At 66.1% G+C, this 24,791-nt stretch carries 23 protein-coding genes; 4 read left to right on the forward strand and 19 right to left on the reverse strand.

Annotation, left to right across the window (positions count from 1 at the left end; translation table 11 throughout):
- Window positions 1-17: 17 nt before the first annotated feature.
- Entirely contained in the window at window positions 18-344 is a 327-nt protein-coding gene (locus tag IFT60_RS05035) for a hypothetical protein (RefSeq protein WP_192050145.1), read from the reverse strand.
- 369 nt (window positions 345-713) lie between these two features.
- Between IFT60_RS05035 and phaP the strand changes: the two genes are divergently transcribed.
- A complete protein-coding gene (gene phaP / locus IFT60_RS05040; protein ID WP_192050147.1) occupies window positions 714-1,349 on the forward strand; it encodes a phasin family protein in 636 nt (211 codons plus the stop codon).
- 152 nt (window positions 1,350-1,501) lie between these two features.
- On the opposite strand, the gene IFT60_RS05045 is transcribed toward phaP, so the two are convergent.
- The 5 genes from IFT60_RS05045 to ppk2 form a co-directional block, all read right to left on the reverse strand.
- Window positions 1,502-2,602, reverse strand: a complete 1,101-nt coding sequence (locus IFT60_RS05045; RefSeq protein ID WP_229510699.1) for an MBL fold metallo-hydrolase — start codon at window positions 2,600-2,602, stop codon at window positions 1,502-1,504.
- A gap of 264 nt (window positions 2,603-2,866) precedes the next feature.
- Complete coding sequence (locus IFT60_RS05050) at window positions 2,867-4,474, reverse strand: methyl-accepting chemotaxis protein (RefSeq protein WP_192050151.1); 1,608 nt, start codon at window positions 4,472-4,474, stop codon at window positions 2,867-2,869.
- Between the two features lie 95 nt (window positions 4,475-4,569).
- Window positions 4,570-4,737 (reverse strand): hypothetical protein, encoded by a 168-nt coding sequence (locus IFT60_RS05055; RefSeq protein WP_192050153.1) that lies wholly within the window; start codon window positions 4,735-4,737, stop codon window positions 4,570-4,572.
- Between the two features lie 146 nt (window positions 4,738-4,883).
- On the reverse strand, window positions 4,884-5,159 hold the full coding sequence (locus tag IFT60_RS05060; RefSeq protein WP_192087927.1) for a hypothetical protein: 276 nt from the start codon (window positions 5,157-5,159) through the stop codon (window positions 4,884-4,886).
- A gap of 18 nt (window positions 5,160-5,177) precedes the next feature.
- Window positions 5,178-6,098 carry a polyphosphate kinase 2 gene (gene ppk2 / locus IFT60_RS05065; protein WP_192050157.1) on the reverse strand — a complete coding sequence of 307 codons (921 nt, stop codon included), beginning with the start codon at window positions 6,096-6,098 and terminating at the stop codon, window positions 5,178-5,180.
- Window positions 6,099-6,467: 369 nt separating this feature from the next.
- Between ppk2 and IFT60_RS05070 the strand changes: the two genes are divergently transcribed.
- Complete coding sequence (locus IFT60_RS05070) at window positions 6,468-6,674, forward strand: hypothetical protein (protein ID WP_192050159.1); 207 nt, start codon at window positions 6,468-6,470, stop codon at window positions 6,672-6,674.
- A gap of 32 nt (window positions 6,675-6,706) precedes the next feature.
- Here IFT60_RS05070 and IFT60_RS05075 read toward each other — a convergent pair whose 3' ends face one another.
- From IFT60_RS05075 to IFT60_RS05135, 13 genes are all read right to left on the reverse strand, one after another.
- Window positions 6,707-7,216, reverse strand: coding sequence for an arsenate reductase ArsC (locus tag IFT60_RS05075; RefSeq protein WP_192050161.1), 510 nt, complete (start codon window positions 7,214-7,216; stop codon window positions 6,707-6,709).
- Window positions 7,217-7,417: 201 nt separating this feature from the next.
- A complete protein-coding gene (locus tag IFT60_RS05080; protein WP_192050163.1) occupies window positions 7,418-8,230 on the reverse strand; it encodes an SDR family NAD(P)-dependent oxidoreductase in 813 nt (270 codons plus the stop codon).
- An 18-nt stretch (window positions 8,231-8,248) separates the two neighbouring features.
- Entirely contained in the window at window positions 8,249-9,265 is a 1,017-nt protein-coding gene (locus tag IFT60_RS05085; protein ID WP_192050165.1) for an EthD domain-containing protein, read from the reverse strand.
- A gap of 80 nt (window positions 9,266-9,345) precedes the next feature.
- Entirely contained in the window at window positions 9,346-10,074 is a 729-nt protein-coding gene (locus IFT60_RS05090) for an oxygen-binding di-iron domain-containing protein (RefSeq protein ID WP_192050167.1), read from the reverse strand.
- Between the two features lie 97 nt (window positions 10,075-10,171).
- Complete coding sequence (locus IFT60_RS05095) at window positions 10,172-13,006, reverse strand: TonB-dependent receptor (RefSeq protein WP_192050169.1); 2,835 nt, start codon at window positions 13,004-13,006, stop codon at window positions 10,172-10,174.
- Between the two features lie 100 nt (window positions 13,007-13,106).
- The gene (locus IFT60_RS05100) at window positions 13,107-14,063 is read right to left on the reverse strand and encodes a carbohydrate kinase family protein (RefSeq protein ID WP_192050171.1); all 957 of its coding nucleotides are present in this window, start codon (window positions 14,061-14,063) and stop codon (window positions 13,107-13,109) included.
- Window positions 14,060-15,154, reverse strand: coding sequence for an ABC transporter ATP-binding protein (locus IFT60_RS05105; RefSeq protein ID WP_192050173.1), 1,095 nt, complete (start codon window positions 15,152-15,154; stop codon window positions 14,060-14,062). The genes IFT60_RS05100 and IFT60_RS05105 overlap by 4 nt, the downstream gene beginning before the upstream one ends.
- Before the next feature lies 1 nt (window position 15,155).
- Entirely contained in the window at window positions 15,156-17,561 is a 2,406-nt protein-coding gene (locus IFT60_RS05110) for a GH32 C-terminal domain-containing protein (protein ID WP_192050175.1), read from the reverse strand.
- A gap of 65 nt (window positions 17,562-17,626) precedes the next feature.
- Window positions 17,627-18,601 (reverse strand): family 43 glycosylhydrolase, encoded by a 975-nt coding sequence (locus IFT60_RS05115; protein ID WP_192050177.1) that lies wholly within the window; start codon window positions 18,599-18,601, stop codon window positions 17,627-17,629.
- Between the two features lie 30 nt (window positions 18,602-18,631).
- Window positions 18,632-19,516, reverse strand: coding sequence for a carbohydrate ABC transporter permease (locus IFT60_RS05120; RefSeq protein ID WP_192050179.1), 885 nt, complete (start codon window positions 19,514-19,516; stop codon window positions 18,632-18,634).
- Complete coding sequence (locus tag IFT60_RS05125; protein WP_192050181.1) at window positions 19,513-20,583, reverse strand: carbohydrate ABC transporter permease; 1,071 nt, start codon at window positions 20,581-20,583, stop codon at window positions 19,513-19,515. Before IFT60_RS05125 ends, IFT60_RS05120 begins: the two co-directional genes overlap by 4 nt.
- Entirely contained in the window at window positions 20,580-21,848 is a 1,269-nt protein-coding gene (locus tag IFT60_RS05130) for an extracellular solute-binding protein (protein WP_192050183.1), read from the reverse strand. Before IFT60_RS05130 ends, IFT60_RS05125 begins: the two co-directional genes overlap by 4 nt.
- Entirely contained in the window at window positions 21,845-22,870 is a 1,026-nt protein-coding gene (locus IFT60_RS05135; protein WP_192050185.1) for a LacI family DNA-binding transcriptional regulator, read from the reverse strand. The genes IFT60_RS05130 and IFT60_RS05135 overlap by 4 nt, the downstream gene beginning before the upstream one ends.
- 232 nt (window positions 22,871-23,102) lie before the next feature.
- Here IFT60_RS05135 and IFT60_RS05140 point away from each other — a divergent pair, with 232 nt between their 5' ends.
- Together IFT60_RS05140 and IFT60_RS05145 are read left to right on the forward strand one after the other, a co-directional pair.
- Window positions 23,103-23,717 carry a flavin reductase family protein gene (locus tag IFT60_RS05140; protein WP_192050187.1) on the forward strand — a complete coding sequence of 205 codons (615 nt, stop codon included), beginning with the start codon at window positions 23,103-23,105 and terminating at the stop codon, window positions 23,715-23,717.
- A gap of 263 nt (window positions 23,718-23,980) precedes the next feature.
- On the forward strand, window positions 23,981-24,763 hold the full coding sequence (locus tag IFT60_RS05145) for an aldolase/citrate lyase family protein (protein WP_192050189.1): 783 nt from the start codon (window positions 23,981-23,983) through the stop codon (window positions 24,761-24,763).
- Window positions 24,764-24,791: the final 28 nt, after the last annotated feature.

The raw sequence follows: 24,791 nt of genomic DNA on the forward strand, positions 1-24,791 counted from the left end.
ATCCGCACCGACGATGGTCACCGAAACGAAGGCCTGGTCGGTAACATGCCATCGGCCCGCATGTCCTCGATCAGGCCGGGCTTGCGCGCGTTCTCCCAGCCATACTTGAGCTGCATGGTGATCTGGTCCATCTGCGCGATCGAGCGCGTCACATACTGTTCGTAAGCCTGCGCATAGGTGTCGGCTTCCTTGAGCACTAGCGCCTCGGCACGCTCCGCCTCGGTATCGGCGCGCGCCAGCGTCACCATCCACAGCGCAATACAGCACAGCATGGCAAGGACCGGCCACAGGACGGCGAGAAAGCGGTTGGTACGGGAAAGCGAGGAAGAGGCTGGTTTCATCATGTACATCAGAGGCCACGGCGGCGCAAGCTTGCGCAGGCCCCGCTGGGCCTCGTCGGCCGGACTGGGGAGTCCGGCTGCGCGAGCCGCGAGTCTACAGCGGCAATGTGACCATTTCATGAATCCCGGGCATGCCATGTCCGAGCAAGCCCGGCTGTGACCGATCACGCCGGCATGCTACCCGATTGGCATGTCAAACGCCTGTCACAAACCGGGCCTAAGGTAGCGAACGCGGGCCTGGAATACGGGCCCGAGAATGCAACCCAACAGCCGGGTTGCGACTGAATTGCCACTATCCTTGGCCCGCCAGATGCCGCAATCAGTAACTGACGTGCCCGTCTGTTTGTGAACCTTCACTTCATGAGGTATGCCATGTTCCCCTTCTCGCAATCCGTCACCCCCGCAGTCCGCGCCCATCTCGACGCGCAGGCCGCATTCCTGAACGACATGTCGAAATCGATGTCGCGCTCGTTCCAGGAGCTCTGCCAGCTCAACATGCAACTCGGCCAGACCATGCTGGAGGAAAGCACGACCGCCAGCCACCAGCTGCTGACCAGCAAGGAACCCACCGACCTGATCTCCGTGGCGGCCTCGCGCGCGCAACCCGCGTTCCAGAAGCTGCACGCATACCAGCAGCACATCTCGCGCGTCGCGGCCGATTCTCAGGTCGATTTCGCCCGCGTCACGCAGCAGCACGTGCAGGAAACGACGCGCACCGCACGCCAGTTGGCGGACCAGGTCGAACGCACTGCCACTGAAGAGACCAACCGTAGCATGCAGCGTCAGGAAGAAACGCTGAAAAACTTCCGCGACCCGTTCGAACACGCCAGTGCGCAGCGCAATGACGGCGGCAGCCACCACGGCAGCATGCAGGCCACGGGCGAGGCAGCAGGCGCCGGCGCGCACATCCAAATGGATGGCGAGCGCGCTTCGTTCCAGGGCAGTATGCAGGGTGGCCAGGCGGCGCAGGGCAACCAGTCGACGACGAAGGCAGGCAAGTCGGCCTGATGCCGGTTGAGCGTTAGTCGTTGGGGGCCGGCAGTGCGTGACCACACGTGCCGGCCTTCTTGCACGTCGGCGGTCTCTTGCAACCGGCTGGCCATACAAGCGTTCCAATCTCGCCGGCGCTGGCGGCTGGGGCGCTGCGGCTTCCTGACGGCTTATTCGAGCCCTTTCCACCACTGCGTGAACTGCTGCTGCGGATCCCCCAAATAAACCGGCTCGCCGATACGCGGCGTCACCAGCCGGTAGCGCTTCCCTTTACTCGCCGCGACGGCACGCTCGAACGGTTCGTCCCAGGCATGGCGCGCCAGGGTAAAACGGCCGGCGTGGCCGCTCAGGAGCGCCCCCGCGCCGAGGATCTCGGCCGCGCGGGAGGCTTCTTCCGGCGTCATGTGGATGTCGGCCCACTTCGCGTTGTACTGCCCGCCATCCATCGCAATGAAATCGAAGCGTTCGAAGCGCTTGCCGATGGCGGCGAAATGCGGGCCGAAACCGGTGTCGCCGCTGAAGTACAGGCGCCGCCCCGCCGTCTCGAGCGCATAGCTGGCCCACAGGCTCTGGTTGCGCTGCATGAAGCGGCCCGAGTAATGCTGGGCCGGCAGCACGTGCACCCGCAGGCCGGGTTCGAGCTCGACGCTGCCGTGCCAGTTCATTTCGCGGATCTTCTCCGGGCCGTAGCCCCAGTGGCGCAGATGGGCGCCATTCCCGAGCCCGGCGATGACCAGCCGCGTCTTCGGTTCAAGCGCCTTCATCGTCTTGTAATCGAGATGGTCGTAGTGGTCGTGGGTGATCAGGACGGCGTCGATCTCGGGCAAATCCTCGATCGTGAACGGCGTGGTGCCATCGTAGGCGCGCACCATCCACGGGAGCGGCGCAGCATAACTGCTGAAGACCGGGTCGATCAGCAGCCGCTTGCCGCCCACCTGCACGAAATACGACGAGTGGCCGAGCCAGACCACGATGTCCTGCTCGCGCGGCAGCGCGGACAAGTCCGTTTTGACGGCGGGCAGCGCGGCGCCTGGCGCCGAGCGCGGATCGCGCGGCTCGAAGCGGCCGCGCAGCATCCGCCACGCCATGCCGATCCCGCCGGGGCGTGGCGGCGAAGCGACCTCGTTGCGGAAGGCGCCGTCGCGGTACTGCGGTGCTGCCTGCAACTGCTGCGGTTCAGGCAGGTGGCCGAGCGAGGGTACGACATAGGCGCAGGCGGTGACCCCGAGGGCGCAGGCCAGCGCCAGGCTCGATAGAAGGAATCGTTTCAAATTCGGTTTCAAGTTTGCTCCAGGGTGAACATGGCAGGCGTATCCTACACGTTCCAGCCGCCAGCCTCGCCGCCACGGTCCCTAGCTGCGCCGGTCAGCGGACAACCCGTTTCTGGCGTTCCAGGAATCGGCACGATCCACGGTTTGCGCACCAGCAGCCAGGCCAGCGCGATCTGATGTCTACGGCACCGACGAGGAAATCGAAGCCGCGCTCGACGGGGGGCAACGCCTCATGCTCCCGGAGGGCACGGCAGCACTGAAGAATCAGCTCTCGACCTGCAGGAAATGTCGTTCCACTTTCTGGTGCAACGCGTGTCCGGCATGCTCTCGATCGACCTTGAACGTACCGACCAGCCCCGCCAGGCTGCCCGCCTGGTCGTGCATGGCGCCGGCAGCGGCAGCGGCCTGCTCCACCAGCGAGGCGTTCTGCCGGGTCACCTCATCCATCTCGGCGATTGCGCGCCCAACCTGCTCGATGCCATCCGCCTGCTCGGCACTGGCCGCATTGATCGCGGCGAGAATGGATCCCAACTGCTCCACGCCGGCGACGATGTCGTTCATGGTGGCGCCGGCGACCGTCGCCAGATCCGCGCCAGACGCGATTTCCTCGGCCGAGTCGCCGATCAACTTCTTGATCTCCTTGGCCGCCGCCGCCGAACGCTGTGCGAGCGCGCGTACTTCGGCCGCGACGACGGCAAAGCCACGTCCCGACTCGCCCGCCCGTGCGGCCTCGACCGCGGCGTTCAGCGCGAGGATATTGGTCTGGAAGGCGATGCCGTCGATGACGCCCGTAATATCGACGATTTTTTTTGCCGATAGCTGAATCGCTTCCATTTTCGATGCCATTTGCGCGACCGCGTGTCCGCCCGCCACGGCAACCCCGGAGGCCGATTGGGCAAGCGCGCTGGCCTGATGGGCATTGGCGCTGTTTTGCTTGACGGTGGCGGTCAGTTCGTACATCGATGCCGCTGTCTCTTCGAGCGCGCCGGCCTGGCGTTCGGTCCGCCGCGACAGGTCGACATTGCCGGCCGCGATCTCGGCTGAGGCGAGGTCGATGGCCAGCGCACCACCCTGCACTTGGGCGACGGTAGCGGACATGCTGGCGGTCATCGTGTTGAGTGCGTCGAACAGGCGGCCGATTTCGTCCCTGCGGTCGTGCCGGATCAGTACGAGCAGGTTGCCGCCGGCGACCTGCTCGGCGAGCGCGACCGCTTCGTGCAAGGGCCGCACGATGTCGCGCGTCAGCCGCCAGGCCAGGCCGCCGCCCGCGACCAGTGCCGCCAGGCCGAGCAGCGCCAGCAACGCGTGGCTGGTTTGCGCCGCGCGGGCGGAGCGCGCGGCGAGCTCGCGCGCATGGCTTGCTTCGTAATCGAGCAGAGCCTGCAAACTATCGATGTAACGCTTGAACAGCGGTTCGAGCTTGCTGCCAACCAGCGCTTCCACTTCTTGCGTCCTGCCTTGATCCTTGGCGCGGATGACCTCTGCTGTCGCAGCGGCAATGCCGGCCTTTCGATCGATCGTGTCCTGCACCAGGACCTTCTCCGCAGCGGACATCGGCAGCGCGGCGAGGCTGCGATCGATGACTGCCGCCTTCTTTTCGCCACGCGCCAGCTGGTCCTTGTACAGGTCGGCCAATTCCAGGCTGTCGCTGCGTGCAATCGACATCACCAGCAAGCCATTCAGCTGGGTTACCCCGAGCAAATTCGACGCCAGCAGCTGTTTTGCAAGCTTGTCATCGACAAGATCGCGCGCAATACGGTCGCCGGTATGGATGCGCCAGATGGCGACGCCCGAGATGATGCCGATAACAAGGAGAAGAATGCCGAATGCGCCGAGGATTCTGGTGCGCGTAGTGAGCGTTGCGAAGCGCATGGAGAGAAGCTGAAGTTGAGCGTGCGGCGAGTATGCGCGAAGAATATGACGGGATAATTACCGTGTGGAAATTTTTGGTTTCGCGATGGAATCAGTCACTCCAGCATCGCTGCGCATGCATCAATTGCCCGGGAGTAGGCGGCGTCGGCCAGCTGGGTGAAACAATGGAACGGATAAACCGGGCCCAGGGTAGCGAACAGAAGCGTGCGATACGGCCCGGCAATGCGCAACCCGGCAATCAGGTTACAACTGAGTTGCCACATGCGCGCAACCCCTGGAATTGGTGCCGATGCTCGAGCCGACCGGACTAAGGCTATCGCCACACCGTCCTGGCGCAGTCGATGCAGCCATATTAGTCCGGCTTCATGACCGGGGCATGACACATTTCCCCCTGGGCAGCTCAGCTGGATCAGGGCTCTGAAGACCTCATTGCATGTCCGTCGAGGCGCGCATCGATCCAGGCTTGCGCCTGGGCGATGGCGGCGCGGCGGGCATCCTCTGCCGTGTCATACGTCCGGATCTTGTCCCTGGGATGCTCGTAGAGCACCGAAGAGAACATGGGATTCGGACTCGGTTGCAGGATCATGAACGCATCGGCGCACGCGTCGTCGGCTTTGCCGGATGGGTTGAAGACGATGTCGTGCGCGCGATATTCGATAGACTGGCTCAGTTGCGGTTCCATCATCCATCCTTTCTTGTCGAGCTAATAGATTTCCGGCACAACCATTTCAGGCGGAACGGGATGGCGTACGTAATCGTCGTGATATTCGCGTGCGGGCAACGCGATGACCGGACGGTCGACTTCGACGTAGGGCATCTGTTCGAGCAAGTGGTGGATGCAGTTCAGGCGGGCCCTTTTCTTGTTCACGCCTTGCACCACCCACCACTTTGCCTCGGGAATGTGCGTCCGCGCCAGCATGATTTCCTTGGCCTTCGTATATTCTTCCCAGCGGCGGCGCGACTCGAGGTCCATCGGGCTCAGCTTCCACTGTTTCAATGGATCGTGAATCCGGCTCAGGAAGCGTGCGTTCTGCTCCTCGTCCGAGATCGAAAACCAGTACTTGATCAGTTGAATGCCGGAGCGCACCAGCATGCGCTCGAACTCCGGGACGGTTTGAAAGAACTCTTCGTACTCTTCATCGCTGCAAAACCCCATCACGCGCTCGACGCCGGCACGGTTGTACCAACTGCGGTCGAACAGCACGATCTCGCCCGCGGCTGGCAGATGGGGCGCATAGCGTTGAAAATACCATTGCGTACGTTCGCGGTCATTCGGTGCCGGCAAGGCCACGACGCGGCATACCCTCGGGTTCAGGCGCTGGACGATGCGCTTGATGGCGCCGCCCTTTCCCGCGGCGTCCCTGCCCTCGAACAGGATCACGACCTTGTGCCCGGTCTGTACGACCCAATCCTGTAACTTGACGAGTTCGGCCTGCAGCCTGAACAGTTCGCGGAAATACTGCCGGCGCGCTTCCTTGTCGGCGTCGCTGCGCGCCTCCAGGGCCAGCAGGGTGTCGGGATCGACGTCGCGGTCGTCGAGCTCGAGTTCGAGCTCTTCGTCATAGTCGTCCATGATGTCGCGCTGGACGCGCAGGAGCACGTCTTCGTTGTCGAATTCTTTCATGCCGCTCCCGTTCTCGGACAAGCCTGGAAAACAAGCGGTAAAGCGAGTCGAACAGCACACTGTCGACCGCCAGCGTCAGAAGAAGAACCAGGAAAATCGCTACTTTCGAGGGAGACGTGCGGCTGCTGTGAATGCGCGCCAGGAGAGAATTGGCTTGAGGCAATGGTACTCATCAACGTTGACTCCGAGTTGCCGAATCAACCGACTATGAATGCGGATTGTGACAGGTGTATGACGCTCGAACTGCATACCTGAAAATGAATGTGAATGTTTGCGAGCGGGACCGGAATCGTTGCAAGGGCGGCGATTTTATGGCGGCCTGGCTTGCGGTGCGAGACACTTGCCGTACATGACTGCTACGATCCGCCAATGTATAAACGCCTCGACAAACTCACGGCGCTCAAGGTGGACCTGGCGCTGAGCCTGCTATCTGCGCGTGGAATAAAAAACGCGGCAGCCTACCTGGCACGCGAACGCGTCGACCTGCATATCGCATTGCGCGTCCTGACAAAGCCTCCTGCCGCACACAGGGAAGCCGATCGGCAAGACCCTTCCCTGGACTTGCCCGAAGCGTAGCGCAGGCAAGCGCTGCTTTGTGAACCGGGTGATCAGGTTCCCTGCGCAGGCGGCCGGCCGAGGGCGCTCACTTCCCGATGGATTGCGTTCTTTTCCAGCCGCTCCAGTGGCAGGCTGACAAAGGTGCTGATCCGCATGCGAATCTGGTGAAATACCTTGTGGAATTGCTCGCGTGTCTGCAGGTCGTCTGCCGTGCAGGCGGCAGGATTCGAAAATGCCCAGTGCGCCGAGATCGGGTGGCCCGGCCACTCGGGCCGCGCCTCGCCCGCCGCGTCGTCGCACAGGGTAATGATGAAATCCATCTGGGGCGCGTCGGGCGTTGCGAACTCATCCCAACTCTTGCTGCGCAGGCGCTCGATTGGATAAGCGGTCGTCGCAATCTGTTCAAGCGTAAATGGATGGACGACGCCACTGGGCGAAGAACCCGCCGAGAACCCGCGAAAGCGTCCGCCACCTGCCACCGTCAGCAGCGCTTCCGCCATGAGGCTGCGCACTGAATTTGTCGTCCCCAGGAACAGTACGTTGTAGACCTTTTCATCCATATCGGCTCTCCCGAAAGGCAAGCAGAGATGCTCGTCAAGCGAGCCAGTAAAACTCGGCACGACGATATCTGGCGGCACCGTCCGGCGCACGTCATCGTCACCGTCATCGTACTCCTGTTTCGGCAGCTCGATGACGGGAGTGAGCTTCCACTGCTCGAGCGGATCGTCGAGGCGGCTTACAAGGCGCGCATCCGATTACAGTCAGTCCTTCAACCCCGACCCCGGTTCCGCATCCGCCGCATGCAGGTCGGCCTTGACCGTGTCCGGCATCAGGTTGTTGACGACATTGCCGATCAGCTTACTGCTCGTCATGCCGGCCACGACCCGGTCCTTGCCGGCCTTGAGGGCCTCGTAACCCTCGTGCGCGACCTTGCTCGGCGCCGCCTTTTCGCCGAGGCCCAGCTTGTTGGTGTCCATGCCGGCGCGGTGCCAGAACGGCGTGTCGACCTGGCCCGGCAGCAGCAGGGTGATGGTCACGCCACTATCCTTGATTTCCGATTTGATGGCTTCGGCAAATGAGATCAGGAAGGCTTTGGTGGCGCCATACACCGACTCGTAGGGCGTCGGCATCGTGCCCGAGATCGAGGCCGTGTACAGCAGCTTGCCGGCGCCCTGCGCCACCATGTCGGGCAGCAGGCGCTTGGTCAGGTGGACCTGGGAGACGGCGTTCAGCTGGATCATGTTCAGCTCTGCTTCCAGCTCGGTGCCGCCGATAAAATAGCCGCCCAGCCCGACGCCGGCGTTGAGCGCCGCTGCCGCCAGCGGACGGCCGGCCGCCTGGACCGCCGCGTACAGGGTTTCGACGCCGTCGAAGCGGGTCAGGTCGGCGGCGACCAGCTGGGCTTCGGCGCCGGTGGCGCGCACCGCTTCGGCGGTGCGTTCGAGGCCCTCGACGGTGGTGGCGGTGATGATCAGGTCGTAGCCGTCGGCGGCGAACAGGCGCGCCAGTTCGTAGCCGATGCCGCTGGAGGCGCCGGTCACCAGCGCGAGTGGACGTTCGTTCGAAGTTGTCATGCGCTGCTTCCTTTCAAATCAAGATTGGGGCTGGCCGGGCAGCGCCGTCGCCACCTCCGGCTGCAGGCGGTTGATCACGCTGTAGTTAATTGCCGTCCACCACTCCGAGCCCGCGCCCAGAAGCGCATCGAACGAGGCCTGGATGGCGGCGTAGTCGGGGCTGACGAGGTAATCCTCGACGTCGTTGAGCGAAGCGAACGACAGCACCGAGACCGCGTCGATCTTGCTGCCTTCGGGATCCTTCTGGGTCGAGCCGATGTTGTGCAGCTGCGCGTAGCGGCGCACGAACTCGCCGGTGGCGGGCTGCGCCAGCACCAGTTGCGCATGCGCGCCCAGCAATCGCTGCTGGAACTCCTCGCGCGACAGGCCTGGCGCGCGCATGTGGAGCATGACCAGGCTGACCGGGTCGCGGTGGCGCGCGCTCGGAATGAGGATGTATTCGCGCGTGATTTCGCGCGTCACCATGCGGAAGGCGACCTGCTCGTCGGCGACGATGCGCTCCTTGAATTTCTCCTGGCTCAGCGTGCCTTCGATGTCGGCTTCGTCGGCATAGGCGATGTAGGCGAAGCCATCCCAGCGCGGCCGTGCGTAAGCCGGCACGTGTTTTTCGGGGTCGGCCGGCAGCCGGCCATCGTCGCCGACCATGGCGCGGTACGGCGGCGGGAAGGACGAGGATGGGCCGGAGGCGATGCGGTGCACCTGGTCGTAGCGCACTACCAGCGCCGACGAGCTGCCCGGTTCGTCCCAGGCGAATTTCGGCCCATGCACCTTGCGCCAGTACTCGTCCCAGTGCTCGAAGGCGAGATTCGGATTGCCCTCCAGCGCCAGCGCGTGCGGGCGCCAGTTCGGCAAATGCACTTCGTGGCCGTGCCGGCTTTTCGACGCACCGGCATCCTGCGGCCGCTCGCTGCGCGCGGTGTCGTCGACGCGGCTGACAAAGGTCGGCGTCACGATCAGCGGCTCCGTGCCGCCGGGTTGGGTCGGGCCGAGTGGCGGTCGATGCTGGTTGTCGCTACGTTCGAAGTCGGTTGCCATGGCGGTGCTCTCGGGTAGATGGAACCCGGACGATACGTGCCCGCGCGCGAAGCCTCCGTTCGGTATTTCACCGACCGCGGCTATCCGGGCACGAGCCGCTCGCCGAGCGCACGCAGCAGCCCTGCCCCGTCGCCGCTCCAGGCACTGCCGTGCATGCAGGCCAGGGTGCCGGGCGACTGCGCCGCCAGGTGTTCGATCAGTTGCCGCGTATGCGTGGAATGCGAAAAGTAATCCATCGGCTGGCGAAAGGCTTCGCTGCTGTCCAGGATGTCTTCGCGGCTCAAGGCCGCCGCGCCGACGCCGCCCTGGGTGAACAGGTCGCCGCAGAACAGCGTGCCGGTGCGGGACTCCATCAGGTAGCCGGTTTCCCAGCCGTGCGGCAGGTGGGGCGCATCGAGCCATTTGACGCTGCGCGAACCCAGGTCGAGCATGGCGCCATCGGCCATGGCCAGTGCCGGCCGGTCGGCAACGTCGTCCACCGACACCATCGCCGCCACCCGGCTGCACAAGGGGACCGACTGCGGCGCCACGGCCAGCCACTCGTTGAGCGAACCGCATTCGTCCGCTTCGAAATGCGACAGGGCGATGAAGCGCAGCCGGCTGGCCGGGATGACGCTGTCGACGGCTGCGCGCACCAGCGGGAACAGCTTGCGCGGGCCGGTATGGAACAGCAGCGGCTGGTCATCGACGACCAGGTACTGGTTAAACGAAAAGCCGCCCGGCACGAGGCTGACGGGCGTATTGATGCGGTAGATGCCGTCGGCGATCTCGTGCACGTTGGTGCCGGCGGATGAGTTGGTCGTGGCCATGGCGCCCTCCATAATAAATGTCCCCCAGCCGGTTTGACCCGGGATGGGGGACGATTACTTCAGGGCTGGAGGCAGCCCCTGGCCTGGCGGCGCCGGATCAGAACCGATAGGTCAGGCTGGCCCGGATCGTGCGCCCGAACAGCGGCCGCGCCACCCCGCGGTTGCGCGTTCCGTCCGGCGACAGCAGGTCGGCGAACAGCGGATCGCCTTCGGTGAAGGTGAGGTCGTTGCCGACGTTCGCCACGTGCAGCTGGGCCGTGAGGCGCGGGGACACTTCATATTGCGCGCCCAGATTGATGATGTGGTACGAGGGCAGCAGCGTCACGTTGGTGTCGCTCGCCTCCGAGAAGCGCGAACCGGTGAACTGGTACTGGCCATAGATCGTCAGCGGCAGGCCGGTGGCCGCGCGCAGGTCGTACGAGGGCGTGAAGTTGGCCATGAACTTGGCCAGGCGCCGCGGCCGGCGCCCGTCTTCGCTCACCTGCACGTAGTGATAACCGGTGATCACGCCCTGGGCGGTCTTGTCTTCCTGGGTGATGGTGTAGTCGGCGCCCTCGACCTTCGGCTGCTGGGCCAGGAAGCTGCCCTTCAGTTCCAGGCCCTCGATAATGGCCGGCCGGTAGTTCAGTTCCACCTCGGCGCCGACGTTCTCGACGCCGCGCTTGTAGAGTTGCGCGACTTCCGGGCAGGAGTTGATCTGGGTGACGCCGCCGAGCGCGGAGCACTGGCTCGATTCGATATCGCGATACACGTTGACGGCGCTGCGTGGCGAGAACTTGTTGTAGAAGACGGCGACCGAGGCGCCGAAGCCGCGCGCCTGGTAGCGCAGGCCGCCTTCGTACTGGCGAATGCGTTCGACCGCGTCGATCTCGACCGCCTGGCCGTTCACGACCTGCGTGCCGGCCGCGCTCAGGTCGATCAGGTCGCCCACGCCCGGCATGCGGAACGAGCGCGATGCCAGCGCATACACGGCCAGCGGTTTGCTGAGCGCGTAGTTGGCGCCGATCGACCAGCCCAGCGCATGGAACTTCTTGTTGAGCAGGCGCGCCTCGGCCGGGAAGTAGATTTCGTTATCGGCGGTCGTGTCCTGGGTCGAGCCGACCACTGTACCGGCCGGGGTCAGGTCGGTCGCCGTGTCACGGTTGCGGCGCACGACGTTGGCGTCGAGGTGCTGCCAGCGCACGCCGGCATCGATGCGCAGGCGCTTCTGCAGCGTTTCCCAATGGTCGAGCAGGTACACTGCCTTGCCTTCTCCCTTGAAGCGGCTGTCATGCCCGCCCCAGCCCGGCAAGATGGCGCCGCCCTGGGTCAGCGAGGGGCCGACCTGGTTGCCGGCTGCGTCGACCGCGAACAGGTCGGCCAGGCGCCCATGGTCCGCGCTCTCGCCGACCAGCAGCGAATTCTGCAGGTTGAGGTCGAAGCGGTAGCGGCTGCCGTAGACGCCGAAGGTGAGGTCGTGCTTGCCGGCGCCGCTGAAACTCTTCTGCGCCTGCAGGTCGAGGATGTCGCTGCGCGCATCCATGCGCGCGATGAACGGGATCAGGAAGTTCATGTAGGCGTCGGGCGCCACCGACGAACCGTCGTTGCGCCATTTGCCTGCCACGCCGCTCGCCTTGGCATAGTTGCGGATGAAGTCTTCGCGGCTGATGTTGGCAAAGGCTGAGCAGGCGCCGCTGGCGGGCACGTTGAAGTAGCCGATCAGTTTGGCATTGCCCAGGTTGCAGCCGAGGGCGGCGCCGTGCGCGGGCGAGATCACGTCGTTCTGGTAGCGGGCATTCAGGAAGTTGGCGGCGGTGGCGGTGTCGTTGCCGGTGAAGACCGAATTGAAACCGTTGGTGCCGCCGGTATGGCGCAGGCCGGCCGAGAGGCGCAAGCCGGAATCGAATTCGTGGCTCACCTTGGCCGTCAGCATCTTGAAGTTCGGATGCAGGCCGTCGGCCTGGTCGATCTCGCGGCTGCCGTATTCGCCGAGCATGGTGAAGCGGCGGTTGTAGGGCGAAGCCACCGAGCCGTGCCCGAAATCGATGCCGAGCGGTTCGATCGTGTTCTGGTGCAGGATCGTCGGATTCGACGGCGTGCCGCTGCCGCTGATGCGCGGCACCGAGATCGGCAGGTTCTGGTAAAAGGCGGTGCGGTCGTTCAGGTAATGGCCGTCGATGCGCGCCGTGGTGCGGCCGTCGTCGCTGGTGAATACCAGGTTGCCGCGGATCTGGCCGCCGTTGTCGGCGGTGTAGCCGGTGTCGCGGATGCCGTCGCTGCGGCGGTAGAAGCCGCCGATGGCGCCGGTGACATTCGCGTTGATCGGACCGGAGACGAAGGCGTCGTGGCGCCAGAAGCCGTAGTCGGCGTACTCGATCTTGTAGCCGCCGGCGAGTTCCTTGCCGCCGGTGCGGGTGATGTGGTTGACGGTGGCGCCGAGGCCGTTCGAATACAGGATGCCGCCTGGCCCGCCCTTGACCGCTTCCACGGTCTCGGTCATCAGGTCGTCGCGCACCAGCACGTCGTTGTTCATGAACGGCGTATCCGGCTCTTCAAAGGCCGGCAAGCCATCGATCAGCTGCGGCGAATAGCGGAAGCCACCGGCCACCGGCAGGCCACGCACGGTGATGTTGTTGCCGGCTTCGCCCGCCGTACTGCCCTCGGCATAGATGCCAGGCAGGTTGCCCAGCAGGTCGGCGGTGCTCATCGGCGCCAGGCGCGCGATCTCGTCCGCACTCAGGGTGTTGATCGAGAAGGTGGCGTTCTTCTTGCTGGTGGTCTGGGTGACACCGGTGACGATGACGACCGCGGTGCCGTCTTCGCTTGCCTGGTCGGCCGTGACGGCTGGTGCAGGCTGGGCGCCTGCCTGCTGCTGCGCGAACGCGAGGGCCGGCATCAGGCCGATGACGAGGGCGGCCGAGCAGCCGATGTAACGTGAAATTGCGTAGTGCATGAGAATGGTCTCCTGTAGTGGATATTTTTACTTCATTTTCCGCCGATGACTATCGTTGTCATCTGGTCGGGCACAGCATTGCAAGCGTGGTGCGAATCCTTTACTGGTCGCGTGTTGGCGCCGTGCTGGCGCTCACTTCATCCAGGTAGGGCAAATCGGCGCCCCTGCGCGAGCAGGTGATGGCGGCTGCGCGTGCGGCAAACTGCAAGGCCTCGGTCAGCGCGCCGCTTTCGATCCCCTGCAGCGCCGCACGGTCCAGGTAGCCCCTGGCCTGCAGCCAGGCCAGCAGGCCGGCCTGGAAGGTGTCGCCGGCGCCCACGGTATCGACCACCGCGACAGGCATGGCGGGCAATTCCAGTACGGGGAGAGAACGGGTTGCCGCGACCACCCCGTGTTCGCCGCGCGTGACCACCACCAGCGCCACGCCCGCCGCCAGTGCGCGTTCGACGAAGTCCGCCACGGGCAGCGCCGGATACAGCGCGTGGATATCCTCTTCGCTTACCTTCAGCAGGTCGCAGCGTTCGAGCATCCACCCCAGCGTGTCGCGCCAGACCTCGGCGCGTGGCTCGATCGACAGGCGCACGTTCGGGTCAACCACGAGCAGGCTGCGCCCGCGCTGGCGCTCGACCAGGGCGCGCAGGCTGGACGCGACCGGCTCGACGACCATGCAGTAGGAGCCGACGTGGATCGCCGCGGCATCAAGCGGCACCCGTTCCAGGTCGGCCAGGTTTACCACGCGCTCGGCGGTGGCGCTGCCGTAGAAGGTGTACAAGGGCACGCCGCGTGCGTCGACGCCCACCAGCACCAGCGCGGTCGGCGCGTCGGGCCGCGGCGCGGCCGCCAGGCCGACGCCCTCGGCCTGCAGCGCCGCGTGCAGTTTGCTGCCGAACACGTCCTGCGACAGGCCGCCGAAGAACGCCGCGCTGCCGCCCAGGCGCGCGATGCCGGTCGCCAGGTTGAAGGGCGAACCACCCTGGCGCGCGGACAGGTCGATGCCGGCCGCGACCTCCTGCGTTGGAAAGACATCGAACAAGGCTTCACCACAGACGACGATCATGCGACCTCCGATAAACCGTTGAATTGCGCCGGCTCGATGCGCGCACCGTCGGCGCCGAACACGTGCAGCGCGCCCGCGAGCGGACTGACCGCCCACGCCGCGCCGCTCGCCGGCGGCTCGGCTTTGATCGAGACCACCAGCGGCCGCGCCAGCCCCGCCACCTCGAGGTGCACGTGCGATTCGGCGCCGAGCCGCTCGACCAGAACGACGGTGCCGCGAATTGCACCGTTCGGGTCAGGCACCAGGTGCTCGGGACGAATCCCGACCGTGACCGCCTGGCCGCCTGCAGCCGCGTTGTGCCAGTCGAGCGCCACCTGCCCCAGCGCCAGGGCGCCGCGCGCATCGACGCTGCCCTCGGCCAGGTTCATCTTCGGCATGCCGATGAAACCGGCCACGAATACGTTGGCCGGCTTTTCATACAGCGCCATCGGCGCGCCGATCTGCTGCACGCCCGACGGTCCCAGCACGACGATGCGGTCGGCCAGCGTCATCGCCTCGACCTGGTCGTGGGTCACGTAGACCATGGTCGCGCCCAGCTGCTTGTGCAGGCGGGCGATCTCGACGCGCATGTCGGCGCGCAGGGCCGCGTCCAGGTTCGACAGGGGTTCGTCGAACAGGAAGGCGCGCGGTTTGCGCACGATGGCGCGGCCGATGGCCACGCGCTGGCGCTGGCCGCCCGAGAGTTGCGGCGGGCGCCGTTCCAGCAGGTGCTCGAGCTGCAGCATCTTGGCCACCGCCTGCACCGCCGTGCGGATTTCCGCCTTCGGCACGCGCGCCAGGCGCAGGCCGAAGGCGATGTTTTCGAACACGCTCATGTGCGCGTACAGCGCATAGTTCTGGAACACCATCGACAGGCCGCGTTTGGCCGGCGCCGTTTCGTTGACGCGTTCGCCGTCGATGCGGATCTCGCCGGCGCTGATTTCTTCCAGCCCGGCGATCATGCGCAGCACGGTCGACTTGCCGCAGCCGGACGGCCCGACCAGCACGACGAATTCGCCGTCGCCGATCGAAAAATCGATGTCTTTCAGGATGTGGTTGCTGCTCTTGCCGGGGTAGGTCTTGCCGACGCCGGTCAGGGTGATGGAGGCCATGTCAAAATCCTTGTAAAGCGTAGGGAGCGCCGGCAGGCTGCGCCGGCGCCACCGGCTTGCCGTTGGCGGCGCCCATGCGCCATACCTTCAGCTTGAGGACGCGGTCGCCGGGCGCCGCGATCAGGCCCAGGCCGGTGGCGTCGAGGCGGGTCGGGAACACGCGGCTGGTCAAGCTCTTGCGTTCGTTGAGATAGGCCTCGACCATCGAGCGGTCGAGGAAGACGCGCAGGCGCAGGTGCTCGCCGGCGGCGTCGAAAGCGCCGCCCTGCACGCCGCGCGAGCGCTGGGCCGGGTCGAGCGTCGTGTGCGTGCGGTCGATCTCGAAACGCCCGCGCGCCGCATCGACCACCAGGTCGGTACGCTCGGCATTGTCCGGCGTCTTGCGCACGACCAGGCCGCGCCGCGCAGTGACACCCGCCGCCGGCGCCAGTTCGAGCTCGACTTCGAGCAGGTCGCCTTGGACCCCTGCCAGGCGCTGCGCGGCGGTGGCCGCCGTGACGTCGTTCAGGTCGAGCAGCAGTTGCTGGCGCAGGCTGGCCAGTTCGGTGATCGGCGCCAGGCGCAGGTCGCCATCCGGCCCGATCTTGAGTTCAACCGGCAGGCCGGCGTTGTGCGCCCAGCCGCTGTCCCATTCGCCCTGCGCAGTGCGTTCGCCCTGGGCAATCGAAAAGACGACCGTGCGCCCGGTCTTCGGGTCGACGAAGCCGCTCGGACCCGAGAAGTGCCCCTCTCCCAGGTCGAACACGCGCGGCGCTTCGCTGTCCGGTGTAAAGCGCGCCGTGGCCGGATCGAACACGCCGGTCCAGTACCAGGCTTGCGCCTTGACGTCGACCAGGAACACGTGGCGCGCGCGGCCATCCTTGCCCTTCCCGATCGGCAGCAGCACGGGGAGTTCGAAGGTGCGGTCGAAGCCCGGATATTTCGTGGCATCGATGGTGAACATGGGACCGCGGTAGCGCCACTCGACCAGGTCGGACGATTCGTAGACCAGGGCCGTGCCGCTGCGCCCCGGTACTTCGGAGGCCACCAGCTGGAACCAGCGGTCGCCGGCCTCGTCGCGGAACACGAACGGATCGCGGAACTGGCCAGGCTTGCCGGCGCCCGGCTGCTGCACGGTCACCGGTACCGGGTGCTTGACCCAGTTGACCATGTCTGGGTCCGCCGGATCCTGCGGCAGCGCCAGGCCGCTGCGCTCGCGGATCGTTGCCGAATCGTTCCCGGCGGTGAAGAACAGCACCGGCGTGCCATCCTTGCGATGGGTCGCGCTGCCGGACCAGATGCCGTCCGGCGCCAGTGTGTCGTCGTCGGGCGCCAGGGCGATCGGCAGTTCGCGCCAGCGCACCATGTCCGGGCTGACCCAGTGGCCCCAGTGGATCTGGTGCCAGAACGGGCCGAACGGGTTCTTCTGGAAGAACAGGTGGTACTGGCCCTTGTGGAAGAACGGCGCATGCGGCTCGTTCATCCAGCCGGAATCGGGCATGGCGTGGTATTGCGGACGGTGGCGGTCGCCGTCGAAGACCGCCGGGTCGATCGTCACGTCGGCACGCGCCAGTTGCGGCGCCTTGCCGCCGCGCGCGGCCAGGTCGGCGCGCACCAGGCGCGCTACTGCCGCCGCGTCGGCGGCGCCGGCGCCGATGCGCACCTCGTCCATCAGGCCAAGGTAGGTGTTCAGTTTGAAGACGCCGGCGACCAGGCGCGGCTGCGAATGGCGGCCGATCGTGAGTGGCTGCTGCGGCAGCGCGAAGCGGCCAGTGGCCGGGCCGGTGCCGCGCGCCACTTCGGCGCCGTCCAGGAACAGGCGCAGCTGCCTGGTGCGCGGATCGTAGCTGGCGGCCACGTGCGACCAGCTGTCCTTCGGCAGCTTGCGGTCGGTCACGCGAAGGTCGAACTCGGCGCCGCCGAAGCCCAGCCTGATGCCCCAGGCGCCAAAGCGGTGCATGCCGAACGAGAAGCCGGCCTTCGCCGCTTCGTCGTACTGGCTGAGGAAGCCGGAGTACTGGCCGCCGTCGCCCCATTCGAAGGCATGCGGCGCGACCCAGGCACTGACGGTCCAGCCGGCACTCAACTGCGCCTCGCTCAAGCCGGGCGCCACGATGTCGGTCGAGTAGCCGTCGAACAGCAGGCAGCCGCCCTTGATGCAGGCTGCGGCCGGGCGCCACAGCGGGTCGGAGTTCGGCTTGTAGCGTGCCTGGTTGAAGACGAAACTGACCGGGTCGCGGCGCTTCGACACGGCCTCGACCGCCCCGTTGCCGCGGCCCTCATCGAGCGCCCAGGCGGCGATGGCGGCCGGAGCGGCCGTCGCCCATTGCGGCGCCAGCAGGGCCGCTGGAAGGGCCGCCAACGCCAGTTGCGCCGCCAGCAGCGTCGGCAATAGCGACCGGCGCTGTGCCGGTGCGGTGATGTCCATACTGTCTCCTTGTTCTCGTGGGCCGCTCGATCCGGCGGCTCGCTTCTAACTGTCTAACGTTGTCATCACCCGCCAGACGAATCGTCCAGCCGGTAGCGTCCATCCTCCAGGCGCAGCGCAATCGGGTCGCTGATCTGGCCCACGAACTGGCCATCTGGCCCGGTGTCGAGGAAGGCCATCAGGCAGTCCTTTCCGGTGTGCGGGTCGCGCAGGATCTTGCCGGCGTAGCGGCGGCACGGCACGTCGCCATCGAGGAAGCCTTCTGCCGGCTGCCATGGACCGAGCGGATTGTCCGCCACCAGGTAGTGGGTGCCCGAGACGCCGCCGCCGTGGCGCTCGCGTTGCGCTTCCGACCAGTGTTCGCGCACGTTGCAGAAGGTGCAGAACCACTGGCCGTCGCGTTCGAACACTTGCGGCACTTCGAGCTGGCCGTAGTGACCGCCCGCGTACACCGGCGCGGTCGCTTCCCAGTGCACCAGGTCGGGCGAGGTCGCGTGACCGATGACGCCGCGCTCGTACTTGGGGCCGTCCTTGCGGCGCGCGGTGAAGAACATGTGGTACAGGCCGTCGATCTTTTCTTCCAGAACCCACGGGTCGCGCAGCGCGCGGTCGTGCCACAGGCCTTCGGCATGCTCTTCGTAGTAACGCTCGTCGAGGTCGAGCGCCAGGCCGTCGCCGACGCGGGTCCAGCGACCTTCGATGCTGTTAGACGTCGCATGGCCGATGCGCTGGCGCATGCCGTTCTCCGCGCGGCTCGTGCCGGTATAGAACAGGTGGTAGCTGCCCTCGGCCTTGATGACGGAACCGGTCCAGGTGGTGAAATCGTCCCAGGCCGGTTGCGCCGCCGGGCCGAATACGGTGCCGCGGTAGTCCCAGTTGCGCAGGTCGCGCGAGACGGCATGGCCGACCGAGACGTTCCAGTGGCGCAGGTCGGGGTTGCCGATCGCGCGGTCGGCCTGCAGCACGAACAGGTGCTGTTCTTCGCCCTCGGCATAGTGCCAGAAGTCCCAGATGAATTTGTCGTCGATTTTAAGTGTCATGGTTGCTTGTTATCGTTGATAGCGCAAGAGTTAGCCTTTGATGCCCGACCCCGCCACCGAGGCGACGAACTGCCGCTGGAAAGCGAGGAACACCGCAAGCACGGGAAGGGTGACCACCGAGGCATACGCCATGATCTGACCCCACGAATTGGAACGGCCGAAGAATTGCTGGATGCCCGGCTGCACCGGCCGGGCGGCCTCACCCTGCACCACCATGATCGGCCACAGGTACTGGTTCCAGGCGGCGATGAAGAGCACGATGGCGGCGGTGGCGATCACCGGCCGGCTGTTGGGCAGGATGATGCGGAAGAACAGCGCCCACGGTCCGGCGCCATCCATCTTGGCCGCCTCGTCCAGCTCCGGCGGGATGTCGCGGAAAAACTGGTAGAACAGGAAGACGCAAAAGGCATTCGCCAGGAAGGGAATGATCTGCACGTGCAGGCTGTTGAACCAGCCGACCTGCATGATCAAGGCGCCCTGCTCGATCCCCAGCCACGGCAGCCGCGCCACCAGCGACAGCAGCGGAATGGCAATCACTTCCAAGGGAATGACCATCATGGCGACCACCACCGACAGCACCGCGCCACGGCCGCGCCAGCGCATGCGGCTGAGCGCAAAGGCCAGCATGCTGTTGACCAGCACGCCGCCGACCACCACGACCAGCGCGATGACGGTCGAATTGAACAGGAACAGCGGCAGGTTGCTGCGCTCGAAAATGGCCGTGTAATTCGCCATCGACCAGCCGGCGTCGGGCACGTAGGCGGTCCAGCTGGCGAGGTTGGCGAAGATGGCGTCGTCCTCCTTGAACGAGGACGCGAACATGAACAGCAGCGGCAGCGCGAACACCAGGCCGAGCACGCACATGAGAGCGAACAGCGGTGCGCGCAGGAGTGCTTTGTGGACGAGTCGGTTCATTTGTCAGCGCCTTTCGAAGCCAGGAAGCGATGCAGCGCCGAAAACAGCAGCACCACGCCGAAGAAGACCAGGGTGATGGTCGAACCATAGCCGATGTCCTGCTGCTTGAAGCCGCTGCGCACCGCGTGGTAGACCACGGTGGAGGTCGAGTCGAGCGGGCCGCCGGCGGTCATCACGTCGACCTGGGTGAACAGGCCGAAGGCCATCAGCATGGTCGACACCAGCACGAAGACGATGGTGTTGCGCAGGCCCGGTAAGGTGACGTGCACGAAACGCTGCCAGGCATTCGCGCCCATCAGGCGGGCCGCCTCGTACAGCTCGGGCGAGATCGACTGCAGGCCGGCCAGGAACACCAGCATCTGGAAGCCCGCGCCCTGCCAGGCCGACATGATGGCGATCGCCGGCAGCGCGTAGGTGCTCTCGCCCAGCCAGTCCGGCCCCGTGTTCGGGTCACCCGTCAAGGTGCGCAGCAGCTCGTTGATCATGCCGCGGTCGGTATTGAGCATGAAGGACCAGACGATCGAAGCGACCACCATCGAGGTGACCACCGGCGCGAAGTACACGGTGCGAAAGAAGATGCGCCCGGCGATGCGCCCGTTGACCAGCAGCGCCAGCCCCAGCGCCGCGCCGCATTGCAGCGGCAGCACCAGCAGCGCGAACAGGAAGGTGTTGATCAGCGAGCGGTAGAACAGCGGGTCGGTCCCCGCCAGCACCACCCTGCGTTCGCCGAATTCGAACTGCCAGGCTGGCCGGAAGCCCGCCAGCTCCGGCTGGGCCAGGCGTGTCTGGCGCCAGGTAGGAAAGCGCAGCCCGTCCTCGTCGCGCAGCGCTGCGCCGGCCGCGTCGCGCAGCGGTTCGACCGTCACCACCTGCAGCGTCAGCAGGCGCTTGTAGTTGTCGAAGCCGACGTAGCGCGTCGGCTCGGGCGACACCAGCCGGTGGTTGGTCAGCGTGGCGGCTGCCGCCAGCAGCAGCGGCAGCAGGATGAAGGCGCCGAACAGCAGCAGCGCGGGAGTGGCGAATGCGCCGACGGCCAGAGGGTGGTCGCGGCCAAGGAGGGTTTTCATTTGCTTGCCACCGCTTTCGGTCGGGTGAATCCATAGCCGTTGTTGCGCGCGAGGTCGTACTCGATCGCTTCCACCGCCTCGTCCATCGCCTCGGCCGGCTCCTTGCCGCCGCGCAGGTCGCCCATCGCTTTTTCGAAGGCGGCCGAGATGGTCGGATAGGCCGGCGTGGCCGGACGCGGCAACGCGTAGCGGGCGGCGAAATCGAAGTAGACGCGGCCCTTGCCGCCGGGGCGGTAATACGCGGTCAGGGCCGCGGCGGCGGCGCTTACCGGCACCAGCCCGGTCTGGCGCGACATCTCGGCCATCTCGCGGTCCGACAGCACGTGCGCCAGGAAGGCGGCCGCGCCGGCCGGATGCTTGCAGCTGCGCGCGACCGCCCACTGCCAGGAAGCGGCGCCGACCTTCGGGCCATGGCCGAAGTCCGGTGGCGGCATCACGACCAGGTCGTCGCCGAAGCGTTCGGCGTAGTCGCGCGCCTTCCACGAGCCGGTGTATTGCAGCAGCGAACGGCCCTGCTCGAAGCCCTTCTCGTCGGCTGGGTTGCGCTCGGCCAGGCGCTCCTTGAACAGCCGCGCGTAATAGCGCGCCACGTTCAAAGCCGGGCCGCCGTTCAACACGCCGTCGACGCGCAGGTAATCGTTGCGGTCGATCAGGTCGGCCCCGGCGCTCTGCAGCCAGGGAGAAAAGGCATAGCTGACCCACTCCCCTTTGGCCTTGCCGTTCAGGTCGAGCGGGTAGCGATAGCGGCCGCCCTCTTTCACCTTGACCAGGATGTCGTGCAGTTCCTGGGCCGTGTAGGGCTGCTCGACCGTGGCGACGCGCACGCCTGCCGCCGCCAGCGCCGAGCGGCGCGCGAACAGGGCCAGCACGACGTCGAACTGGCCGACGCTGTACAGGCGCCCGCGATAGGTGCCGCGCCCGCCCGGCAACAGCGCTTGCACGAGCGGCGCCGGCAGCAGGTCGTCGAGCGGGCGAATATTCCCGGCCCAGGCGAAGTTGGGCACGGCCGGCTGGTCGATCGTCATCATGCAGGGCAGCTGGCCGACCAGCGAGGCGGCGGTGATCGATTCGGTATAGGAGCCTTGCGGGATCGCTTCCACCACGACGCGCCACTTGTCCTGCATGCGGTTGAAGCGTTCCACCATGTTGCGGCTGGCAGCCATCTCGGCGTCGCCGGTATCGTGGCGCCAGGCCTTGATCTCGACCGGCGCCGCCAGGGCGGGTGCGGCCAGCGTGGCCAGGAGTGATAGCAGGATGCGTTTCATCGGGCGCCCCGTGCGGCGGCTGCCGGCCCCATCACGGTGCCGCGCATGATCGCCCGGCACGGCACCCGCAGCACGCCGGGTTGCTGCGCGCCGCCCAGCGCCTGGCGCGCGGCCAGTTCGCCGATCTCGCGGTACGGCAGGCCGACCGTCGTCAGGCCCGGATCGAGCGCTTCGGAAATCAGGCGGAAATCGTCGAAGCCGACCACGGATACGTCCTCGGGCACGCGCAAGCCGCGCCGCTGCAGGATGAAGATCACGCGCATCGCCATCTTGTCGTTACCGCACAGGATCGCGCTCGGGCAATCGGCGCTGGCGAACAGGCGTTCGATGGTGGCCTTGAGTTGCGCGAATTCGTCGTCGGCCGGGGTGGCGCCGTGCAGCAGCCAGGCTTCGTCGGGCTGCACGCCGTGTTCCTGCATGGCGCGCCGGAAGCCGCGCAGGCGCAGGCGGGTGGCGACCATGTCTTCGATCAGTTGCAGGAAAGCGATCCTTCGGTGCCCGGCCTGAAGTACCGCCTGGGCTGCCGCGTAGCCGCCGCCCTCGTCGTCCGGCACCACCTGGGCAAAGCGCGGCGCCGCCTCGAAGCAGTTGGCCAGCACGGCCGGGGTACGCCCGAGCATTTCGTTCAGGGTCACCTCGCGGTGGAAGGAAGTCGCGAAGATGATCGCCTCGACGCGCCGGGTGCGCATGTCGGCCACCAGGCGGTTGGCGACGCTCGCCTGCCCGCCGGTCTCGCCAATGATCAGCATCTTGCCGAGCGATTCGCAGACCGACTGGATGCCCTTGATGATCTCCGACGAATCGGGCGTGGTGGTCAGCTTTTCGGCGATGACGGCGACCAGGTCGGTCGGGCGCCCACGCAGCATCTGGGCGGCGGCGGACGGTGCAAAGTCGAGCAGCTGCATGGCGTGCTCGATGCGCTGGCGCGTCTTTTCCGACACGCTGCCGGCGTCGTTGAGCACGCGCGACACGGTCTTGATCGATACGCCCGCCTGTTCGGCGACGTCGTGAATTGTGGCCAACTTGTCTCCTCGGGCCTTGCGGCCTCACGTCGTGCAATCGCAATGGCTTCCAGGCCATCCGGCGAATTGTCCATCGTTGTCATTTTTGGTCATGCTAGCGATTTTTTGGGGCGGGGTCAACAGTTTATGCGCGGCCGGCCACATAGATGCTCCCGCCGGGAGCCAGCCTGGCAGCCGGCCCCGAAGCCCAACCCTGCTATTCTGAACACTTCGCAACCGCACACTGCCGCCCATGTCGATCCACTTCTACGAACCGCGCAACGGCCACGGCCTCCCCCACGATCCCTTCAACGCCATCGTCGGTCCGCGCCCGATCGGCTGGATCTCCTCGCGCAGCGCGGGCGGCGCGCTGAACCTCGCGCCCTACAGCTTTTTCAACGCCTTCAATTACGTGCCGCCGATCGTCGGCTTCGCCAGCATCGGCGCCAAGGACACGCTGCGCAACGTGCAGGAGACAGGGGAATTCGTCTGGAACCTGGCGACCAGGCCGCTGGCGGAGGCCATGAACCAGACCTGCGCGGCGGTGGCGCCGGAGGTGGACGAGTTCGCGCTGGCCGGCTTGAGCACCGCGCCATCGCGCTTGATCGCGACACCGCGCGTGGCCGACAGCCCGGTCGCCTTCGAGTGCAAGCTCACCCAGGTGGTCCAGCTGCAGCGGACCAGCAGCGAGACCGTGGAAACCTGGCTGGTGCTGGGCGAGGTGGTCGGGGTCCACATCGCCGCCGCCTCGCTCAAGGAGGGCATCTACGATACCGCCGGCGCCGGTCATATCCTGCGCGGCGGCGGGCCGGCCGATTATTTTACGGTGGGACCGGAACAGCTGTTCCGGATGTTCCGGCCGCGCTGAGCCTGCGTTGTGGATCACGCAACATCTTGATCGGGTATTTACAGAAGGTTGTATGACAACCTCGCAAACCGTGGTATTTTTGATTGCGTGGCGATGCGGCATATATCGCCGAATCCGGCGCTGCGGGGCATGCGCAGCGCATGAAGCTTCGGTTGCCGCAAGAATTTCGCCTGCGGTTGTACGACGTCATACCACATACGCGTTTTGTTGTTCCTATCGGATCCAACCCACCCGGCCCTGGCGGGCCACATCAGGAGGAAGACATGCAGGTCCCGAGTAACCAATTCAAGAATGCGCTGCGCAAGGGCGAGATGCAGCTGGGCCTCTGGTCCGGCCTGTCCAGCCACGTCACGGTCGAACTGCTGGCGAATGCCGGTTTCGACTGGCTGCTGCTCGACACCGAACACTCGCCCAACGAGCTGCCGATGGTGCATTGCCAGCTGCAGGCGATCGCGCGCGGCGCCACCCACCCGATCGTGCGCCCGGTCTGGAACGATACGGTCAACATCAAGCGCTATCTCGACATCGGCGTGCAGACGCTCCTGATCCCGTATGTGCAGGATGCCGCGGAAGCGCGCCAGGCGGTGGCGGCCACCCGCTATCCGCCGCTGGGCGTGCGCGGCTATGCCGCCGCCGCGCGCGCCTCGGACTTCGGACGCATCAAGGATTATCCGAGCGCCTGCGAAGAACAACTGTGCCTGCTGGTGCAGGTCGAGACGCCGGTGGCGCTGGCGAACATCGAAGCGATTGCCGCGGTCGACGGCGTCGACGGCATCTTCATCGGGCCGGGCGACCTGGCCGCCGCGATGGGCCACATCGGCCAGGTCGGCCATCCGGACGTGGTGGCCGCCATCGACGAGGCGATTGCCCGCATCCGCGCCTGCGGCAAGCCGGCCGGCATCCTGGCCGGCGACGAGCGCCTGGCGCGCCACTGGATCGAGGCCGGCGCGACTTTTGTGGCCGTCGGCAGCGATACCGGCATCCTCGCGCGCGGCGCCGAGCAACTGGCCGCCAAATTCAGGAACCCTGCCCCGCGCCTTGCCTGAGCGCGCATCCACCGTTACGATCATCGAA

The organism is Massilia sp. CFBP 13721 (genome assembly GCF_014842025.1).
Taxonomy (GTDB): Bacteria; Pseudomonadota; Gammaproteobacteria; order Burkholderiales; family Burkholderiaceae_D; genus Telluria.

What these genes read in the sequence shown, in the direction of transcription:
- IFT60_RS05035 (WP_192050145.1), bottom strand. Translation starts at nt 344, where the DNA reads ATGATGAAACCAGCCTCTTCCTCGCTTTCCCGTACCAACCGCTTTCTC.
- phaP (WP_192050147.1), top strand. Translation starts at nt 714, where the DNA reads ATGTTCCCCTTCTCGCAATCCGTCACCCCCGCAGTCCGCGCCCATCTC.
- IFT60_RS05050 (WP_192050151.1), bottom strand. Translation starts at nt 4,474, where the DNA reads ATGCGCTTCGCAACGCTCACTACGCGCACCAGAATCCTCGGCGCATTC.
- IFT60_RS05055 (WP_192050153.1), bottom strand. Translation starts at nt 4,737, where the DNA reads ATGTGGCAACTCAGTTGTAACCTGATTGCCGGGTTGCGCATTGCCGGG.
- IFT60_RS05060 (WP_192087927.1), bottom strand. Translation starts at nt 5,159, where the DNA reads ATGATGGAACCGCAACTGAGCCAGTCTATCGAATATCGCGCGCACGAC.
- ppk2 (WP_192050157.1), bottom strand. Translation starts at nt 6,098, where the DNA reads ATGAAAGAATTCGACAACGAAGACGTGCTCCTGCGCGTCCAGCGCGAC.
- IFT60_RS05070 (WP_192050159.1), top strand. Translation starts at nt 6,468, where the DNA reads ATGTATAAACGCCTCGACAAACTCACGGCGCTCAAGGTGGACCTGGCG.
- IFT60_RS05075 (WP_192050161.1), bottom strand. Translation starts at nt 7,216, where the DNA reads ATGGATGAAAAGGTCTACAACGTACTGTTCCTGGGGACGACAAATTCA.
- IFT60_RS05080 (WP_192050163.1), bottom strand. Translation starts at nt 8,230, where the DNA reads ATGACAACTTCGAACGAACGTCCACTCGCGCTGGTGACCGGCGCCTCC.
- IFT60_RS05085 (WP_192050165.1), bottom strand. Translation starts at nt 9,265, where the DNA reads ATGGCAACCGACTTCGAACGTAGCGACAACCAGCATCGACCGCCACTC.
- IFT60_RS05090 (WP_192050167.1), bottom strand. Translation starts at nt 10,074, where the DNA reads ATGGCCACGACCAACTCATCCGCCGGCACCAACGTGCACGAGATCGCC.
- IFT60_RS05095 (WP_192050169.1), bottom strand. Translation starts at nt 13,006, where the DNA reads ATGCACTACGCAATTTCACGTTACATCGGCTGCTCGGCCGCCCTCGTC.
- IFT60_RS05100 (WP_192050171.1), bottom strand. Translation starts at nt 14,063, where the DNA reads ATGATCGTCGTCTGTGGTGAAGCCTTGTTCGATGTCTTTCCAACGCAG.
- IFT60_RS05105 (WP_192050173.1), bottom strand. Translation starts at nt 15,154, where the DNA reads ATGGCCTCCATCACCCTGACCGGCGTCGGCAAGACCTACCCCGGCAAG.
- IFT60_RS05110 (WP_192050175.1), bottom strand. Translation starts at nt 17,561, where the DNA reads ATGGACATCACCGCACCGGCACAGCGCCGGTCGCTATTGCCGACGCTG.
- IFT60_RS05115 (WP_192050177.1), bottom strand. Translation starts at nt 18,601, where the DNA reads ATGACACTTAAAATCGACGACAAATTCATCTGGGACTTCTGGCACTAT.
- IFT60_RS05120 (WP_192050179.1), bottom strand. Translation starts at nt 19,516, where the DNA reads ATGAACCGACTCGTCCACAAAGCACTCCTGCGCGCACCGCTGTTCGCT.
- IFT60_RS05125 (WP_192050181.1), bottom strand. Translation starts at nt 20,583, where the DNA reads ATGAAAACCCTCCTTGGCCGCGACCACCCTCTGGCCGTCGGCGCATTC.
- IFT60_RS05130 (WP_192050183.1), bottom strand. Translation starts at nt 21,848, where the DNA reads ATGAAACGCATCCTGCTATCACTCCTGGCCACGCTGGCCGCACCCGCC.
- IFT60_RS05140 (WP_192050187.1), top strand. Translation starts at nt 23,103, where the DNA reads ATGTCGATCCACTTCTACGAACCGCGCAACGGCCACGGCCTCCCCCAC.
- IFT60_RS05145 (WP_192050189.1), top strand. Translation starts at nt 23,981, where the DNA reads ATGCAGGTCCCGAGTAACCAATTCAAGAATGCGCTGCGCAAGGGCGAG.